The sequence below is a fragment of the Dolomitihabitans soli genome, assembly GCF_022213955.1.
GTDB classification, from domain to species: Bacteria; Actinomycetota; Actinomycetes; order Streptosporangiales; family Streptosporangiaceae; genus Streptosporangium_A; species Streptosporangium_A soli.
This window is the reverse complement of record NZ_JAKNTW010000051.1, coordinates 22,573-38,369: the sequence shown is the minus strand read 5'-3', so window position 1 is coordinate 38,369 and position 15,797 is coordinate 22,573. Positions and strand designations below refer to the sequence as shown.

17 protein-coding genes are annotated in these 15,797 nt (G+C 70.9%); 9 read left to right on the top strand and 8 right to left on the bottom strand.

Translation table 11 applies throughout. The features are described from left to right. Nucleotides 1–73: 73 nt before the first annotated feature. Both MBA17_RS47565 and MBA17_RS47560 read right to left on the bottom strand, forming a co-directional pair. Nucleotides 74–1,018 (bottom strand): 3-carboxyethylcatechol 2,3-dioxygenase, encoded by a 945-nt coding sequence (locus MBA17_RS47565; protein WP_238505518.1) that lies wholly within the window; start codon nucleotides 1,016–1,018, stop codon nucleotides 74–76. Nucleotides 1,019–1,029: 11 nt separating this feature from the next. Continuing rightward, nucleotides 1,030–2,010, bottom strand: coding sequence for a zinc-binding dehydrogenase (locus MBA17_RS47560; RefSeq protein WP_238505517.1), 981 nt, complete (start codon nucleotides 2,008–2,010; stop codon nucleotides 1,030–1,032). Nucleotides 2,011–2,110: 100 nt separating this feature from the next. Between MBA17_RS47560 and MBA17_RS47555 the strand changes: the two genes are divergently transcribed. From MBA17_RS47555 to MBA17_RS47525, 7 genes are all read left to right on the top strand, one after another. Next, nucleotides 2,111–3,514, top strand: a complete 1,404-nt coding sequence (locus MBA17_RS47555; RefSeq protein WP_238505516.1) for an aromatic ring-hydroxylating dioxygenase subunit alpha — start codon at nucleotides 2,111–2,113, stop codon at nucleotides 3,512–3,514. After that, nucleotides 3,511–3,852, top strand: a complete 342-nt coding sequence (locus tag MBA17_RS47550) for a bifunctional 3-phenylpropionate/cinnamic acid dioxygenase ferredoxin subunit (protein ID WP_238505515.1) — start codon at nucleotides 3,511–3,513, stop codon at nucleotides 3,850–3,852. Before MBA17_RS47555 ends, MBA17_RS47550 begins: the two co-directional genes overlap by 4 nt. Continuing rightward, a complete protein-coding gene (locus MBA17_RS47545) occupies nucleotides 3,849–5,123 on the top strand; it encodes an NAD(P)/FAD-dependent oxidoreductase (RefSeq protein WP_238505514.1) in 1,275 nt (424 codons plus the stop codon). The genes MBA17_RS47550 and MBA17_RS47545 overlap by 4 nt, the downstream gene beginning before the upstream one ends. Then, nucleotides 5,120–5,683, top strand: a complete 564-nt coding sequence (locus MBA17_RS47540) for a 3-phenylpropionate/cinnamic acid dioxygenase subunit beta (protein ID WP_238505513.1) — start codon at nucleotides 5,120–5,122, stop codon at nucleotides 5,681–5,683. The genes MBA17_RS47545 and MBA17_RS47540 overlap by 4 nt, the downstream gene beginning before the upstream one ends. A gap of 28 nt (nucleotides 5,684–5,711) precedes the next feature. After that, nucleotides 5,712–6,572 carry an alpha/beta fold hydrolase gene (locus tag MBA17_RS47535; protein WP_238505512.1) on the top strand — a complete coding sequence of 287 codons (861 nt, stop codon included), beginning with the start codon at nucleotides 5,712–5,714 and terminating at the stop codon, nucleotides 6,570–6,572. Beyond that, nucleotides 6,569–7,402, top strand: coding sequence for a 3-(cis-5,6-dihydroxycyclohexa-1,3-dien-1-yl)propanoate dehydrogenase (gene hcaB, locus MBA17_RS47530; RefSeq protein ID WP_238505511.1), 834 nt, complete (start codon nucleotides 6,569–6,571; stop codon nucleotides 7,400–7,402). The genes MBA17_RS47535 and hcaB overlap by 4 nt, the downstream gene beginning before the upstream one ends. Before the next feature lie 100 nt (nucleotides 7,403–7,502). Beyond that, nucleotides 7,503–7,964: a hypothetical protein gene (locus tag MBA17_RS47525; RefSeq protein WP_238505510.1), complete on the top strand. Its 462-nt coding sequence runs from the start codon at nucleotides 7,503–7,505 to the stop codon at nucleotides 7,962–7,964. A 5-nt stretch (nucleotides 7,965–7,969) separates the two neighbouring features. On the opposite strand, the gene MBA17_RS47520 is transcribed toward MBA17_RS47525, so the two are convergent. Beyond that, nucleotides 7,970–8,914, bottom strand: coding sequence for a molybdopterin-dependent oxidoreductase (locus MBA17_RS47520; RefSeq protein ID WP_238505509.1), 945 nt, complete (start codon nucleotides 8,912–8,914; stop codon nucleotides 7,970–7,972). A gap of 134 nt (nucleotides 8,915–9,048) precedes the next feature. Further along, nucleotides 9,049–9,909: an IclR family transcriptional regulator gene (locus MBA17_RS47515; RefSeq protein ID WP_238505508.1), complete on the bottom strand. Its 861-nt coding sequence runs from the start codon at nucleotides 9,907–9,909 to the stop codon at nucleotides 9,049–9,051. Between the two features lie 119 nt (nucleotides 9,910–10,028). On the opposite strand from MBA17_RS47515, the gene MBA17_RS47510 reads away from it, so the two are divergent. Next, nucleotides 10,029–10,613, top strand: coding sequence for a helix-turn-helix domain-containing protein (locus MBA17_RS47510; RefSeq protein ID WP_238505507.1), 585 nt, complete (start codon nucleotides 10,029–10,031; stop codon nucleotides 10,611–10,613). 55 nt (nucleotides 10,614–10,668) lie between these two features. On the opposite strand, the gene dmpG is transcribed toward MBA17_RS47510, so the two are convergent. The 3 genes from dmpG to MBA17_RS47495 are packed head-to-tail and all read right to left on the bottom strand — an operon-like array spanning nucleotide 10,669 to nucleotide 13,450. Next, nucleotides 10,669–11,694, bottom strand: a complete 1,026-nt coding sequence (gene dmpG / locus MBA17_RS47505) for a 4-hydroxy-2-oxovalerate aldolase (RefSeq protein WP_238505506.1) — start codon at nucleotides 11,692–11,694, stop codon at nucleotides 10,669–10,671. After that, the gene (locus tag MBA17_RS47500; protein ID WP_455432990.1) at nucleotides 11,691–12,638 is read right to left on the bottom strand and encodes an acetaldehyde dehydrogenase (acetylating); all 948 of its coding nucleotides are present in this window, start codon (nucleotides 12,636–12,638) and stop codon (nucleotides 11,691–11,693) included. Before MBA17_RS47500 ends, dmpG begins: the two co-directional genes overlap by 4 nt. After that, nucleotides 12,635–13,450 (bottom strand): 2-keto-4-pentenoate hydratase, encoded by an 816-nt coding sequence (locus MBA17_RS47495; RefSeq protein WP_238505505.1) that lies wholly within the window; start codon nucleotides 13,448–13,450, stop codon nucleotides 12,635–12,637. The genes MBA17_RS47500 and MBA17_RS47495 overlap by 4 nt, the downstream gene beginning before the upstream one ends. Between MBA17_RS47495 and MBA17_RS47490 the strand changes: the two genes are divergently transcribed. Beyond that, entirely contained in the window at nucleotides 13,335–15,026 is a 1,692-nt protein-coding gene (locus MBA17_RS47490) for an amidase (protein WP_455432989.1), read from the top strand. The two genes, MBA17_RS47495 and MBA17_RS47490, sit on opposite strands and share 116 nt — an antisense overlap. Before the next feature lie 11 nt (nucleotides 15,027–15,037). Here the strand turns inward: MBA17_RS47490 and MBA17_RS47485 are convergent, their stop codons facing one another. Further along, entirely contained in the window at nucleotides 15,038–15,787 is a 750-nt protein-coding gene (locus MBA17_RS47485) for an IclR family transcriptional regulator (RefSeq protein WP_238505503.1), read from the bottom strand. Nucleotides 15,788–15,797 lie beyond the last annotated feature (10 nt).

Here is a 15,797-nt window from a genome sequence, read left to right as displayed (position 1 = left end):
ATCCCTGCCCGTCCAGCACCAGACTTCTCTCAGGGAGGATGCGTACCAGCCGACAGGGTGATCGGGCCTATGCTCAGCCGGCCACCGGGAGTGCGGTCGTGACGGCGAATCCGGCGATCCATTCCGGAATGGCGCGGTAGAACCGGGACCGCATCCGGTACGGGCCGGACGCGGCAAGCGAGGCGTACGCGGCGATCCAGGTACGCACTTCGTGTGACGAGCCGCCGCCCTCCCGCTCGAACCAGTCGTTGCTCCAGGCGTCGATGTCACTGAGCCGGCCCGACTTGAAGGTGTCGAGCACCAGCTCATCCCATGCGGGATTGATCGGTGTCCTCGCCGTCGACCCGGCGGCGTACTCGATTCCGGCCCGCAGAACGCGCTGCTCGCTGCGGGCGCGCTGCTCCCGCGTCGGTTCGACGCCGTCGGTCAGCGCGTCGGCGACCCGTGGCGGCGCGCCCGCCAGCACCGGCACCGGTGGGTCATGCGACAGCCCGCCCGACGCGACGAACAGTACTCGCCGGCCGAGCGCAGCCGCAGTCGTACCGATCGCCGAGCCGAGCGCGCGGACCCGGCTGACCGGCCCGAACGGAGCGGCGACGCCGTTGACGAAGACCGGAACGACGGGCACGACCCCGATCCCGCCGAACAGCATCTCCAGCGGTTGCGCGAAGCCGTGGTCCACCCGCATCCTGGCCGAGATCGTCAGGTCGATTCCGGCGTCGAGGACACGTGCGGCGATGTGCCCGGCCGCGTCGGCGTCGACGGAGATCTCGCCCGCGGCCGAGCCGAAGTCGCCGACCGCTCGGGCCGCCGTGCCAAGACAGAACGGCGGCATCTTCTCGTAGAAGAAGCCGTTGTAGTGGTCGGGTGCGTAGAGCACCACCAGGTCGGGGTCGAAGTCCCGCACGAAGGAGCGGGCGTCGTCGACCGCCTGGTCCACGGTTTCGACGACCTCGGGCGCGGGCTGGTTGGAGCCGATCAGTGGCGAGTGCGACAGACCGACGAGTGCCACCGGCATGAATTGCCCCTTTATTGGTTGGTCGGCGGATTGACAACGATCTTTCCGGTGATCTTGCGGTCGATCATCAGCTGGAAGCCGGCGTGGATCCGATCGAGCGGGAGGCACTGATCGATGACAGGGCGCAGGCCGGTGGCCTCCATCATCCGCAGCATCGCGACGAGTTCGCCGCGGGTGCAGCCGGTCGAACCGAGAATGCGTTGCTGCAGGTAGAAGATGCGGCCAAGGTCAGCGGGCGGGTTCGGCCCGCTGGTCGCGCCGGCTACCACAACGGTGCCTCCCGACCGGAGGGACTTCAGCGAGTGCGACCAGGTCGCCGCGCCGACGGTCTCGATGACGACGTCGACCTTCTCCGGCAGGCGTTCGCCGGTCGGCAGCGCATCGCGTGCCCCCCACCGCACCGCCGCAGCGCGCTTGCCCGCGTCGCGGCTGGTCGCGTACACCACGGCGCCGGCGGCCGCGGCCAGGTGGATCGCGGCCGACGCCACACCGCCCCCGGCGCCCTGCACCAGCACCCTGTCACCAGCGGTGATCCGGGCCTGGGTGAAAAGCATCCGGTAGGCGGTGGTCCACGCCACCGGCAGGCAGGCCGCCTCATCGAACGTCAGCCAGGAGGGTTTCGGCACCAGGTTGCGCCGAGGAACGGCGAGGTACTCGGCGAACGCGCCGTCGTGACGCTCCGACAGCAGCGCCCGGTCCGGGTCGAGCGTCTCGTCGCCGCCTCCGGCGTCTGGGTCGCCGAGCACCGGATGGACGATGACCTCGTTTCCGTTCTCGTCGATGCCGGCCGCGTCGCAGCCCAGCGTGATCGGCAGCCGCTCCGGCGGATGCCCGACCCCGAGCAGTGTCCACAGGTCGTGCATGTTGAGCGACGATGAGACGACCCGGACCAGAGCCCAGCCGTCCGGTCTGTCCGGCAGGGGGACATCGTCCAAGACGAGCCCGGACAAGGGGTGGGCGGGGTTCTGCGCAACGGCGACGGCGGCGAGCATGCCTTCACGATCCTCTGGCCACCCAGCCCTTCCCACCAGATGTGCCGCCCAGTAGCACGCGGCGTGGCGGCCCGCGCGCCGGTACTGGTGTCGTGGCGACATGACCGATTCACGTACCGGCCCCGGAGCGGCAGTGCCTTCCGATCCCGCCGCCCGCTCGGAGCCCGAGCCCCGCCGGAGCCGGGCGACGGTCACCCGGCGTGGCGCGCTGCACCGGCCCGCCGGCCTCGAACCCGGTATCGATGTCGGCGGGCTCGTCGACACCGAGGCCGGGCTCGTCGATCGGGCGATCTTCACCGACGAGCGGATCTACCGCCAGGAACTGCGCCGGGTCTTCGCGCCCAGCTGGCTGTTCCTCGCGCACGAGGACCAGTTCGCCAAGCCGGGCGACTTCTTCACCACGTACATGGGTGAGGACCCGGTAATCGTCACCCGGGACCGGACGAACACGATCCGCGCCTTCCTCAACTCGTGCCGGCACCGGGGCGCCCGGGTCTGCCGCGCCGATTTCGGCACCACCCGCAACTTCACCTGCACGTATCACGGCTGGTCGTACGACCTTGCGGGAAAGCTGGTCAGCGTCCCCAACAGGGACGGTTACCCCGGCGACTTCGAGACCGGGCAGTGGGGCCTCGTCGAGGTGCCCGGAATCGACAGCTACCACGGCCTGATCTTCGGCACCTGGAACTCCGAGGCGCCACCGCTGCGCACCGCGCTCGGCGAGATGACCTGGTACATGGACGCCATGCTGGACCGCGACCCCGAGGGCACCGTCGTGGTGGGCGGCATCCACAAATGGGTGCTGGAAGGCAACTGGAAGCTGGCCGCGGAGCAGTTCGCCACCGACTGGTACCACGTGAACATGAGCCACGCCTCAGCCCTGCAGCTGCTGGCACCGAAGGCCAAGGGGCCCAAGACCGAGATCGTGCACCGCACCGGCCGCCAGTACGTCGACCCGCGCGGGCACGGCGCCGGCTTTCCGGTGCACCCGAAGAACCGCTTCGACGCGCAGACGGTGCACGACTGGTACGACTACGGCGCGCTCCGGGAACGGCTCGGCGATGCCCGAGTCGAGGGACCGCTGACGAACGGGCACGCAACCGTGTTCCCGAACTTCTCGTACCTGCCCGTCAACGGCAGCATCCGGGTCTGGCACCCCAAAGGGCCCGATCGCATGGAGGTATGGGCGTGGACCGTGCTCGACCGGTCGATGCCTCCCGAGGTCAAGGAGGCCCAGCGGCTGTACAACCTGCGCACTTTCGGTCCCAGCGGCATCTTCGAGCAGGACGACGGTGAGAACTGGAGCGAGGTGCAGTCCATCTCCCGCGGGTTCATCACCAACCGGGTGCCGCTGAACTACCAGATGGGCATCGGCTCCGAGCGCGACGACGGCCGCTACCCGGGGATGACCAGCGAGCTGTACAGCGACGCCGCCGGCCGGGCCTTCTACGCCCGCTGGAAGGAACTGATGACCACCCCTGCCTGGCACGAGGAGCAGCCATGAGCCCAGCGATCAGGGTCGCCCCGGTCGAGGACATCGCCGAGGGCGAAGGACTCAAGGTCGACCGTTCCGTCACCGGCACCGCCGACCACATCGCCGTCCTCCGCGACGACGACGGCGAGTTCTACGCCCTGGACGACACCTGCACCCACGAGGAGGCCTCGCTCGCCGAGGGCTGGATCGAGAACGGCCAGGTCGAGTGCCCTCTGCACGCCGCGAGGTTCTGCCTCAGGACCGGCGCGGCGCTCTGCCTGCCCGCCACGCGCCACATCCGCCGCCACCAGGTCGAGGTGCGTGACGGCGAGATCTGGTTGCTTCCGGACATGGCGCCGGTCCCGTGAGCGGGCAGGTGCGCAGGATCGTCGTGGTCGGCGGCGGCATCGGCGGAGTGAGCACCTGCGCGGCGCTCCGCTCCGGCGGGTACGACGGCGCGCTCACTCTGATCGACGAGGGCGAGTACCCCTACGACCGGCCGCCGCTGAGCAAGCGGTTCCTCGGCGCTTCCGGCGGGTTCCCGCTCATCGCCCTGCGACCGGACGCGTGGTACGACGACCAACGGATCACGTTGCTGACGAACTCCCGCGTGGCGGGACTGCTGCCCGGCGAGGCGTCGGTCCGGCTCGCCGACGGCGGCGTGATCGGCGCCGACCGGGTGGTCCTCGCTACCGGCGGCCGGGCCGCACGCCCGCCGATCCCTGGAGCGGACGGCCCGAGGGTCCACGTGCTGCGCACCGTGAACGACGCGATCAGGCTGCGTGCGTCCCTCGGCCCCGGAGTCCGGCTGCTCGTTGTGGGCGCGGGCCTCATCGGCGCGGAGGTCACCTCCACCGCGGTCGAGCTCGGCTGCGAGGTCTGCCTGGTCGACCCGGATGCCCGGCCGCTGGCCGGCGCCGTCGGTGACCGGCTCGCCGGATGGCTGCACGACCAGCACGCGGCGCGGGGCATGACCGTGCTCCGCGAGGCCGTGGCGTACCTGCGCGACACCGGCCGGACGGTTCTCGCCGGTCTGACCGGCGGCTCCCGAGAGTTCGACGCGGTGGTGCTGGGCACCGGGATGACTCCGGCGGCCGAGCTGGCCGAGACCGCCGGACTGGAGGTGTCCGGCGGCATCATCGTCGACCAGGGCCAGGTGACGTCCAGCCCGGCGGTGCTCGCTGTGGGTGATCCGGCGAGGCCTCGTCTGCCGGACGGCCGACTCGGCCGGCGCGCCGAGCACTGGGAGGCCGCCCAGCACGACGCTCTGCGGGCCGCCGCGACCATTCTCGGCGCCCCGCAGCCGGCCGCCACCGCGCCTTGGTTCTGGACGGACCGGTACGGCCGGCACGTCGAGGTCGTCGGCAGCATGGCGGACGCCGGGGAGATCGTGTTCCGGGGAGCGGCCGGCGACGGCCCGTTCGCCGCCTTCGGCCTGCGCGGCCCGCAGATCGTGTCCGCCGTGGCGGTGGACCAGCCGCTCGCCGTTCGGGCCGCCCGCCGGTTGATCGACCGGCACGCCGAAGTGGATCGCGGGCTGCTGGCGGACCCAGCGGTGGATCTGCGTCGGCTGTCGCGCCGACCCCGGATACCTCAGGACGAAACGGCCGTCCCTCAAGAATCTGGATGGGGATCATGAAAAGCGCAGCACATGAGGGCGTCGTGCAGGCGGGCGAGCGCGCCGACGCGGTGACCCACTTCGAAGTGGAGCAGTTCTACTTCGAAGAGGCTGAGTTGCTCGACGACGGCCGGCTGACCGACTGGCTGGACTTGCTCGCCGACGACCTGCACTACTGGATGCCGACACGCAGCAACCGGCTGCGGCGGCAGCAGGCGCTGTCGGTGGCCGCCCCGGGCGAGGCCGCCTTCTACGACGAGACCAAGGAGAGCCTCGCGTGGCGGATCCGCCGATTCGACTCCGGGATGGCCTGGGCGGAGGATCCGCCCTCGCGGACCCGGCACCTGATCGCCAACGTCACCGTCCGGCACGCCGACCCCCGGCAGGAGCCGGCGGAGTATGTCGCCCGGTCGGCGTTCCTCATCTACCGCAACCGGCTGGAACGCGAGGAGAACGTGTACGCCGGTGGGCGGGTCGACGTGCTGCGGCGCACCGGCGGCGGGCGGCTCCAGATCGCCCGGCGCACCATCCTGCTCGACCAGAACGTCCTGCTGTCCAAGAACATCAGCGTCTTCTTCTGACCCGAGACCATCCCCGGAGGAACCGATCATGACGTCCACCGCCGAGCCGGTACGCCACAGCGTGCGGACCACGCTCGGGACCATCTCCGTCACCGAGTCGGGCGCGGGCCCCGCGCTGGTGATGCTGCACGGCGGCGGCCCCGGCGCGTCCGGCACCGGCAACTTCCACCAGAACCTGCCGGCACTGGCCGAACACTTCCGCGTCCTGCTCCTGGACCAGCCGGGCTTCGGCGGCAGCTACCGCCCGACCGAGACCGACCTGGCCGAGCGGTCCATCACCCAGATCACCGCCGATGCGCTGTTCCAGGCGCTCGACGCACTGGAGGTAGAGGAGTTCCACCTGCTCGGCAACAGCCTCGGCGGCGCCGCGGCGCTCGCGATGGCACTGGCCGAGCCTCAGCGGGTGCTGCGGCTCGTGCTGATGGCGCCGGGCGGTGGCTGGCTGCCCACCGGACCGACCCCCACAGAGGGCCAGAAGGCGATGTGGCGCTACTACAACGGGTCGGGGCCGAGCGAGCAGAAGATGGCCGACTTCATCAAGGCGATGGTCGCTGACCCCAGGCGGTTCGGCCCGGACGCGATCCGTGCGCGCTACGAGGCGTCCCTGGACGACAGCCATATCGAGTTCTACCACCGGTACAACGCCGCGTTCGCCAGACGGGGCGGCATGGACCCCCTCTGGCGCGACGTCCACGGGATTCAAGCACCGACGCTGCTGCTGTGGGGCCGCGACGACCGTACGATCACCCTCGACGGCGCCTGGCTCATGCTCACACGGATCCCCGATGTGCGGCTGCACGTGTTCGGCCGCTGCGGGCACTGGGTCCAGCTGGAACGGCAGGCGGAGTTCGAGCGCCTCGTGACCGACTTCCTCGGCGCTCCGGCATGAACGCGGGCTGGCTGGCAGGCGATGTCGCCCTGATCACCGGTGGCGGTTCCGGGATCGGCGCCGCCGTCGCCCGACGCTTCGTTCAGGAGGGCGCCCGCGTCGTCGTACTGGACCGCGACCCGGATCGGTTGGCGGCCGTCGTCGCGGCCTGCGGCGATCCCGCCCGAGCGCATGCCGTGGCGGGCGACGTCCGTTCGAGCGAGGATCTACACCGGGCCGTCGGCGAGGCGGTGACCAGGTTCGGTCGACTGGACACGCTGGTGGCGAACGCCGGCATCTGGGACTACCAGCGGCAACTCACCCGGCTGACGGTCGCGGAGCTCGACGCCGGCTTCGACGAGATCTTCGCGATCAACGTCAAGGGCTACCTGCTGGCCGCCGAGGCCGCCTGGCGAGAACTCGTGCGGACCACGGGCAGCATAGTGATGACGCTGTCCAACGCATCCTTCTATGTCAACGGCGGCGGACCGCTCTACACCGCGAGCAAGCACGCCTGCCTCGGCCTGATGCGCGAGCTGGCCTACGAGCTGGCGCCGAAGGTGCGGGTCAACGGCGTGGCCTGCGGCGGGATGCGGACGGACCTGCGCGGGCCGGAGTCGCTGGCCCTCGGCGGCCGATCCCTCGCGGCCTCCTTCGACCGCATGCCCGCGGGCAGACGGCCGCCGATCCCACTGGACGGCTCCAGCGTCGATCCGGCCGACTTCACCGGCCCGTACGTGCTGCTCGCCTCCCGTGCGCAGAGCGGCGCCATCACCGGGCAGGCCATCCAGGCCGACGGCGGGATCGGCGTCCGCGGGTTCGCCACAGCGGCGGGGGGCGACCACCTGTGAGTGACCCCAGGTCAGATCGCCGCCCGTCCATCCTGCTTGAGCGGGCCTGGAGGGTTTCGCGCTCGGCGGGATCGTGGCGACAGCGGGATGGCGCACCGGTATGAGCATCCCACCGCTACCGATTCCGGTCCTCGGGCCGCGCTGGCACGCCACCACCGCGGATGGCTGGTCACGCACGGCGGGGCGGCTGCTGGTGACGATCGGGGGCATCCGGATGCCGGTGCTTCTGGAACGATGCGCGGCCGGACGGCTGCGCGACGCCTACCCGGTGAGCGGTCACGACACCGAGGTCAGGTTCGCCGCCGGCCCGCCCGGCGGCGAACCGGCGAGGGCCCTGCTGCGCGAACTCGCCGGCGCGATCCAGCAGGCCGACCCACTGTGTCGGCGTGTCGTGTGCGGGGCCACGGTCGGCGACGACATCCTCTTCGACGCGGCCCAGGGCGCGGGGTTCCGCTACGTCGTCACGGTGGACGTCGCCGCCGGGAGCATCCGGCTGTTCGTCGCCGAACCCGCTTGGGTGACCGCCGTGGACCTGAACCTCGATCAGGTTCCGCAGACCTGACCGGTTCACGGTTCGCGGACCAGCACCCGCACCTCCTGGACGCGATTGCGGGTGGGAGCCTCCGGCTGCACCCTCCCGGCCGCGTCGGCGGCTCGGCAACGGATCCGGTGCCGTCCGGGATCGAGCCGGCGCGGCTGGTGGAACCGCTGCCAGGCCGGATCGTCACCGCGCGGGGCCAGCTGCGCCCGTTCCCAGGGGCCGTCATCGACGCAGATCTCGACGGAGACCACCTCGGTCGTGCTCCATGCCCAGCCCGTGACCTCCACCGTCCCGGCGGGCAGCTCCGCCCCGCCGCGCGGGTAGGCCAGGACGCTGTTGACGTCGACCTCCCGGACTGGCACAGGTTCGTCCCGTCCCGGCTCGAGACGGTTGTACAGCTCGGTGGTGAACAGGTGATCCGGCCTGGCGTCGGCGACGATGACGCGCCTCAGCCACTTGACGGCGTTGGTGCCGAACATCCCCTGCGCCACGCTGCGCAACGGGTATCCGCGGGCGGGTTCCAGCGGGGCGCCGTTCATCCCGTAGGCGAGCAGGACGTCCCGGCGGGCGACGTCCAGCGGGAGGTCCTTGAGATAGTGGATGCCCACATGCTCGCCGAAGTCACCGGTGTCCAGGCCCTCGAACCAGATATGTGAGGCGCTCGGCCGCGGCGCCGCTTCGGCCAGCAGCTCCGCCAGACGGACGCCGAGCCACGTGACGTTGACCACCCGGCGCACCGGAACGTGAGGTTCCAGCGGGTTCCCGAAACACTCGTGGAAGACCGTCTTCTCGGTCGCGGGGCGAGCCTGTAACTCCTCCAGATTCAGCCGGATCGGATGGGCGACGAGCCCCTCCACGCTCAGCGACCACGTGGACATGTCCACTGTCGGCATGCCGAGGTGCGCGATCGTGAAGATCTCGCCGGGGGGAGTGATGAAGTCGCGCATGGGTGACGGCGGCAGAACGCGCATGTGTCTCGATTTCCCAGGTGAGTCGGAGCGGTTCGCGAACCGCTGTGCGGGTGGTGTGCGGTCCAGGGACCGGTGCGCCGTTCACGGCGTTCACCGGTGCGGGTCGGCCGGGCTTCGACGGCGAAACCCGGCGCTCATTCGACGAGGCTCGACCGGATCTCACCGCGCCGGCTGACGGCGCCGGGGTAGCCGCCGGCGAGCGCGGCGGGCCGGCCGCGGCCGGCCGCGGAGATCCGTGCTCGCGCGAGCGCGGCGGTCGCGGTGTGACCGACCCGGCGCAACAAGGCGGCATGTGCCCTGATGTCCATCCGGCCCGCGGCCCCGCTCACCGACAGGGCTGCCACCGCCCTCCCACCGGGCCCCATGATCGGCACGGCCACGCAGGCGAGGCCGAGCACCGACTCCTCGAAGTCGAACGCGATCCCGTCGTCGCGGATCTGCTTCAGCTCTGCTTGCAGGGCCGCAGGCGTGGAAAGACTGTGCTCGGTCAGCGCGGTCAACGATCCGGCGAGGACCCGCTCCACGGCCTGGGCGTCGTAGGCGAGGAGCGCCTTGCCCAGACCGGTGCAGTGGGCCGGCGCCCGGCTGCCGATTCGGGTCGGCGGGTGTGGCCGATGGCCGTACAGCTTGCTCAAATAGACGACTTCGGTGCCGTGCAGCGTCGCGAGATGGACGGTCTGGCGGGTGTGCTCGTAGAGGTCGATCAGGCAGGGCGTCAACGCGTCGCGCAGCTGATCGGACTGCGGCGCGTAGACACGCGTGCCCAGGTCGTACAGCCGCAGGCCGAGCCGGTAATCGCTGCCCACCCGCTCCACGACCGCGTTGCGTTCCAGCATGCCGAGCAGGCGAAAGGCCGTGGACTTGCTCATCCCGGTCCGCCGGGCCAGCTCGCTCACGCCCACTCCCGAGGACGCCTGGTCGCCGAACGCACCCAGCAGGCTCATCGCCTTGTCTATGGCGGCGCGCTCGTCGCGGCGCAGGGGCTTGTCGGGCATCACGGCACCCCCTCCAGTGTCATTTATAGAGTGCCGATCGGCCTCTATAGTGGACATAATGCTCATCCGGACGTTGTCACGTCAAGATGACGACCTCGATATTGAAAGTGACGGCCTAGGTGAACGGGAACCTTCTGGTCGCACGGAACCTCCGGCGGTTCCGGCAGGAGAGACAACTGTCGCTGGGGGAACTGGCGCGCAGAGCAGGGCTGTCGAAACAGACGCTCTCGAAACTGGAGCAGGGCATCGGCAACCCCACTGTCGAAACCCTTGTGGCGGTAGGCGACGCGCTGGACGTTCCGCTCCGCCATCTGGTGACCGAGTGGGGAACGCCGGTGTACATCCAGCGCGAGGGCGACGGCCTGTGGGAGAGGCAGGGCGGCGCGGCGTCCCGCCTGCTCGACCAGGTCTATGGTTCCGGCCGGGTCCACACCGCGCTCATCGAGCTGGTCAAGGACGACGGGCCGCCCGAAGAGATCCCCGCGCATCCGACCGGCACGTTGTACCACGTGTACGTGATCAGCGGCCGGGCGCGGATCGGCCCGGCGGGCGAGCAGGTGGAGGTGGCGGCGGGAGACTTCGTCCGGTTCCCCGGTGACACGGTGCACACGCAGCAGTCCCTCACCCCCAAGGCCCTGATGCACGTGGTCACCACCGTGCCCCAGGTCCCGCAGTTCGGCCCTGGCGGCCCGAAGGCGGCCTGACCATCGCGGCCACATCGCACCGGGTCCGCCCGATCAGCTGATCCGGTGGCTCCCATCAGGACGGGACGTCGTGGCCCGCGAGGTCCAGTGCGATATCGGTGAGCATGTCCTCCTGCCCGCCGACCATGCCGCGCCGCCCTGCCTCCACCAGGATGGTGCGGGCGTTCACCCCGTACCGGGCGGCCGCGATCTCGGCATGGCGCAGGAAGCTGGAGTACACCCCCGCGTAACCCAGGGTGAGGGTCTCCCGGTCCACCCGCACCGGCCGGTCCTGCAGCGGGCGGACGAGGTCGTCGGCCGCGTCCATGAGCGCGAACAGGTCGCAGCCGTGCTGCAGGCCCGTCAGGTCCGCGACGGCGACGAACGCCTCCAAGGGGCAGTTACCCGCTCCCGCGCCCATCCCCGCGAGGGAGGCGTCGACGCGGGTCACGCCGTTCTCGACGGCCACCACCGTATTGGCCACGCCCAGAGCCAGGTTGTGATGGGCGTGGATACCCGTCTCGGTCGCGGAGTCGAGCACGTCGCGAAAGGCGCGGACGCGGGCCCGGACACCGTCCATGGTCAGCCGCCCGCCTGAGTCGGTGACGTAAACGCAGAGCGCGCCGTACGACTCCATGAGTTTGGCCTGGCGGGCGAGTTCGGCCGGCTCCGCCATATGGGACATCATCAGAAACCCGGCCACGTCCATGCCGAGCTCGCGGGCGGCGGCGATGTGCTGGGCGGAGATGTCAGCCTCGGTGCAGTGGGTGGCGACGCGCACCGAGCGGATGCCCAGGGCGTGGGCCTGCCTGAGGTCGCGGAGCGTGCCGATGCCAGGCAGGAGCAGCGTGGTGGGGACGGCCTCGCGGACGGCGGCGACGACGGCCTCGATCCACTCCCAGTCGGTGTGGGAGCCGACCCCGTAGGTGACGCTGGAGCCCGACAGGCCGTCGCCGTGGGCGATCTCGATGGCGGCGACACCGGCCGCGTCCAGGGCCGCGGCAATCGCGGCGGCCTGTTCGACGGTGTAGCGGTGCCGGACGGCGTGCATGCCGTCCCGCAGGGTCACGTCCTGGATGTACAGCGGCTCGGTCTCGGTCATCGGGAGATCGCCTTCGGGGTGCGATGTGCGGCGATGCGCTCAGCGGTGCGCATCGCGGCTGAGGTCATGATGTCGAGATTTCCCGCGTAGGCGGGCAGATAGTGCGCGGCACCCTCGACTTCCAGGAACACCGACACCCGGGTGACCGTCCGCGCGGCGGACGTGCCGGGCGTCAGCCGACGCAGCGGGTCCTCCTGGGCGACGCGGTCGAACTGCACATCCTGCTTGAGCCGATAGCCGGGCACGTAGGCCCGGACCCGCTCCACCATCTCCGACACGGAGGCGGTCACCGCATCCTGGTCGCAGTCGTGCGTCAGGCAGTACACGGTGTCGCGCATGACCAGGGGAGGGTCGGCCGGGTTGAGCACGATGACGGCCTTGCCGCGGGTGGCGCCGCCGACCTGCTCGATGGCGAGGGATGTGGTCTCGGTGAACTCGTCGATGTTCGCCCGGGTGCCCGGCCCTGCGGAACGGGATGCGATGGAGGCGACGATCTCTCCGTAGTGCACCGGCGTGACCGCCGAGACGGCCGCGACGATCGGGATGGTGGCCTGCCCCCCGCACGTGACCATGTTGACGTTCGGGGCGTCCAGGTGCGCGTCCAGGTTCACCGGCGGCACCACGTACGGGCCGAGCGCCGCCGGGGTCAGATCGACCACGGTACGACCCACCGCCCGCAACACCTCGTCGTGGCGGCGGTGCGCGCCGGCCGAGGTGGCGTCGAAGACGATCTCGACGTCGGCGAACTCGTCCATCGCGACCAGCCCGTCCACGCCCTGGTGGGTGGTGGCCACCTTCAGCCGGCGGGCGCGTGCCAGCCCGTCCGACTCAGGGTCGATGCCGGCCATGGCGGCGATCTCCAACCGGCCGGACAGCCGGATTATCTTGATCATCAGATCGGTTCCGATGTTGCCCGAGCCGATGACGGCGACCTTGGTCCTCACCGTGCTCCTCCTTCCTGCGCGGCGAAGCACACGTCTACCTGGCCGAGGCCGGAGATGCGGGCCTCGAACACGTCGCCGGGAGAGGCGACGGCCATCGGGCCGAGAGCGCCGGTCAGCACCACGTCGCCCCGCTGGAGCGGTTCGCCCATCCCGGCGAGGACGGAGGCGAGCCACAGGGCCGCGTTGAGCGGCCCGCCGAGACAGTCGGCGCCGGTGCCCGTGGAGATCTCTTCCCCGTTCCGGGCGAGGGTCATCGTGACGGTTCGCAGGTCCACGGCGGTCAGCGGCACGGGGGTACCACCCAGTACGAACAGGCCGGAGGACGCGTTGTCGGCGATCGTGTCCACGATGGTGATGTCCCAGTCCGCGATCCGGCTGTCCACGATCTCCAGGGCGGGCAGGGCGAAGTCGACCGCGCGCAGCAGGTCCGCCATCGTGCAGTCGCCGTACGGCAGGCCGGCGCCGAGGACGAGGGCGACCTCCGCCTCCACCTTCGGCTGGATCAGCCGGCCGGCGGACACCGTCCCGCCCGGCGGCACGGCCATGTCGGACAGCAGCGTCCCGAAGTCCGGCCGGTCCACGCCGAGTTGCCGCTGGACGGCCGGTGAGGTGAGGCCGATCTTGCGTCCGACCACCCGCCGGCCGTCCGCGAGCGCCCGCTCGACGTTCACCCGCTGCACGGCGTACGCCGCCGCGATGTCGCCGTCGGCGAACATGCCTCTCAGAGGTGCGCAGGGAACCGCGGTACGGGTGGCTTCCGCCAGGGCGTCGGCGGCCCTCAGGGACTCGGTGGGCGGGGCGGCGACGGTCATGGGCACCGCCTGGCTGGGCGGGGAGCGGGCATGGGACACCTCCGTGGTCGGGGAGCGTTGGCGAGGATCTCGCCACCACTCCGGTATAGACACCGCGCCGGATGCCCGGCACCCGGCGTGCCGCGAATCGGCACAGCAAGGGAAACCGGTCCGCTGGTCGGACCGACAGGCCGACCGGTGGACCACTCTGGATCGGCGGTTGTACACTCGCTTCTCCCGGGATGCCGTGGCGGCTGCGCGGCACTGTCACGATCGACGACAGGCTGATCGCCGATTCGAACCGAAGAGGTCGCCTCGTATGCACTCCTCGTATCCGACCCTGCGTGACCTGGCCCGCTCGACGGCGGGTGGGAGTGTGTCGCCATCGCACCTGGTGCGCCAGAGCCTGGACCGCGTGTCAGCCGTGGACGGGGAGATCCGCGCCTGGGTCCGGGTCGATGCCGAGGGAGCCGAGCGGGAGGCGGCCCGTCTGGACGAGGCGGCGGACCCGGGCCTCCTGCACGGTCTCCCCGCGGGCGTCAAGGACACGATCGACGTGGCGGGTCTCCCGACGGAGTGCGGGTCGGTCCTGCGTGCGGGCAGGATCGCCGGGGGCGATGCATGGGTCGTCACCCGGTTGCGGGCGGCGGGGATGATCGTGCTCGGCAAGACGGTCACCGCCGAGTTCGCCTGTTCCGAGCCGGGCCCCACCCGCAATCCCCACGATCAGGCCCGGACGCCGGGCGGGTCGTCGAGCGGTTCGGCCGCCGCCGTGGCGAGCGGCATGGTTCCCTTCGCCCTGGGCACGCAGACGGGCGGATCGATCACCCGGCCCGCCGCCTTCTGCGGGATCGCCGGGTACGTGGCGCCGCCGGGCGCGTTTCCCATGGACGGGATCGAGCCGCTCAGCGAGACTCTCGACTCCGTCGGGATTCTCGCCCGTGACGTGGCCGATCTCGAAGTAGTCCGGGCCGCCCTTCTCGGCCTTCGCCAGGTGCCGGCTCTCCCGGAGATGTCCCGGCCGCGCCTGCTGATGGCGAAATGTTCGGAGCTGGCCGTGCTGGATCCGGGGTTCGAGGAGGAATTGGAACGGGTGGTCTCCCTGCTGGTGCGGCAGGGGGCGCGCGTCGACACTCTGCCCGCTGACCTGGACCTCAAGAGCCTTCTCGGCGCGCATTCGACCGTGCTGACCTTCGAAGCGGCCGGCGCCCTGCGGTTCGAGCCGGCGGAGCGGCGGCACCTGAGCGCGTCCCTGCGGCACCTGCTGGATCTGGGAGCGCGCACACCGCGGGGGGCGTACGAGCGCGCGCTCGGCGGCATCGCCCTGCAACGTGCTCGCGCGCTGGAGTTGCTGTCGGAGTACGACGCCGTGCTGGCGCCCGCCGTGCCCGGGGCGGCCCCGCCCGGCCGAACGACCGGTGACGCGGTGATGAGCCGGCCATGGCAGGCGATGGGACTTCCGGTGGTGACCGTTCCCGGGCTCGTCGATCACGCGTCGATGCCGCTTGGCCTGCAACTCGTCGGGAACCCCCGGTCCGAGGAGCGGTTGTTCGCGGCGGGACGATGGCTGGAGGCGCGGTTGCGCAGCCGAAGGTAGCCCGCACGGGCCTACCGGTGCCGCAACTCCCCCGCGATCCGCTCGGCGGTCTCGCGCACGTGCTCGCCGTAGTTCTCGTAGAGGTCGGGGGTGACCCTGACTCCCGGCGCCGAGATGGAGATCGACGCGATCGGACGGCCCTGCCCAGGTGCGATCGCGGCCGCTATGGCGACGACGCCGGACTGCCACTCCTCCTCGATCACCGCGTATCCGTCTCGCCTGATCTTGGTGATCTCCTCCCGCAGCGCCCGGGGATCCGTGACGGTGCGCGGCGTCACCGGCTCCAGCCCGCGCGCGATGTAGCCCTCGACGGCGTCGTCCGCCATGGCCGCGAGAACCGCCTTGCCGCTGGCGATCGCATGCATGGGCACCGCGACACCGAGTGGGGAGATCGTGCGCAGTTCGTGCGAGGTGTCCAGCCTCTCGATGAGCACCATGTTCCGGGCCTCGGGAACCATGAGATGGATCGTCTCGTTCGCGTACGCCTGAAGGGCGCTGAGCAGCGGCATGGCGATCACCCTGAGGCTGCCCGGCTCGCCGACCCGGCGCCCGATCGTCAGGGCACGCGTGGTGAGGACCCAGCGCGGCCGGTCAGGATCGACGGCCCGGATCCAGCCGGCCTCCGCGAGGGTGACGAGGCATCTCTGCACGGTGGTCTTGGACATTTCCATCGTGCGCGCCAGTTCGCTGAGACCCACGGGCTGATGCTCCGAGACCGCCTCCAGAACCAGAAGCGTCGTCTTCGCACTCTGAATCGTCACGCGCAGCCTT

Excerpts from the sequence above, each read along its gene's own strand:
- MBA17_RS47565 (WP_238505518.1), bottom strand. The coding sequence starts at position 1,018 with ATGCCGGTGGCACTCGTCGGTCTGTCGCACTCGCCACTGATCGGCTCC.
- MBA17_RS47560 (WP_238505517.1), bottom strand. The coding sequence starts at position 2,010 with ATGCTCGCCGCCGTCGCCGTTGCGCAGAACCCCGCCCACCCCTTGTCC.
- MBA17_RS47555 (WP_238505516.1), top strand. The coding sequence starts at position 2,111 with ATGACCGATTCACGTACCGGCCCCGGAGCGGCAGTGCCTTCCGATCCC.
- MBA17_RS47550 (WP_238505515.1), top strand. The coding sequence starts at position 3,511 with ATGAGCCCAGCGATCAGGGTCGCCCCGGTCGAGGACATCGCCGAGGGC.
- MBA17_RS47540 (WP_238505513.1), top strand. The coding sequence starts at position 5,120 with ATGAAAAGCGCAGCACATGAGGGCGTCGTGCAGGCGGGCGAGCGCGCC.
- MBA17_RS47535 (WP_238505512.1), top strand. The coding sequence starts at position 5,712 with ATGACGTCCACCGCCGAGCCGGTACGCCACAGCGTGCGGACCACGCTC.
- hcaB (WP_238505511.1), top strand. The coding sequence starts at position 6,569 with ATGAACGCGGGCTGGCTGGCAGGCGATGTCGCCCTGATCACCGGTGGC.
- MBA17_RS47525 (WP_238505510.1), top strand. The coding sequence starts at position 7,503 with ATGAGCATCCCACCGCTACCGATTCCGGTCCTCGGGCCGCGCTGGCAC.
- MBA17_RS47520 (WP_238505509.1), bottom strand. The coding sequence starts at position 8,914 with ATGCGCGTTCTGCCGCCGTCACCCATGCGCGACTTCATCACTCCCCCC.
- MBA17_RS47515 (WP_238505508.1), bottom strand. The coding sequence starts at position 9,909 with ATGCCCGACAAGCCCCTGCGCCGCGACGAGCGCGCCGCCATAGACAAG.
- dmpG (WP_238505506.1), bottom strand. The coding sequence starts at position 11,694 with ATGACCGAGACCGAGCCGCTGTACATCCAGGACGTGACCCTGCGGGAC.
- MBA17_RS47490 (WP_455432989.1), top strand. The coding sequence starts at position 13,335 with ATGTCGCCGTCGGCGAACATGCCTCTCAGAGGTGCGCAGGGAACCGCG.
- MBA17_RS47495 (WP_238505505.1), bottom strand. The coding sequence starts at position 13,450 with ATGACCGTCGCCGCCCCGCCCACCGAGTCCCTGAGGGCCGCCGACGCC.